Genomic DNA, 433 nt, shown 5'->3' on the forward strand with positions numbered 1-433 from the left:
CACCTTAATCTGGCTTTCAAGAATCAGGATAGAAGATGGTGATACTAAATGAATTTAATTAAAGCATTCGATAATATTGTTGAGTGGAGTGGTGGTATCAGGTTCTCGAGCATGCAGCGTAAAACGATTATCCACATAGATTAATTTACCTGGCGTAATTTGAATGACCTCAGATGTTTCTTTGATGGCTTGATGGAAATGAGCTAACGCCATTTTGGCTGTATGATTGATGGGTAGCATCATATTCGAATAAAAAGCAACAGACACACGCGGTTTATTCAATGTTCCTCTTAAGACTGAACATTTAACCATTGAGTTTTGAGAGAAAATTTCTCGCCAGCGATAAGGAAGATTTAAATAAAAATTCTCTCCATATAAGATCTTCAAATCAAAAGGATTTAATAATTTTAAAGCCTTTCGGGTATCTGCGATG

General features: G+C 35.6%; 1 pseudogene. It reads right to left on the reverse strand.

Going from position 1 to position 433, the window contains the following annotated elements:
* Nucleotides 1-54 precede the first annotated feature (54 nt).
* A pseudogene (locus tag Lgra_RS06905) lies at nucleotides 55-433 on the reverse strand (hypothetical protein); the annotation flags it as partial.

The organism is Legionella gratiana, from assembly GCF_001467695.1.
Classification (GTDB): Bacteria; Pseudomonadota; Gammaproteobacteria; order Legionellales; family Legionellaceae; genus Legionella; species Legionella gratiana.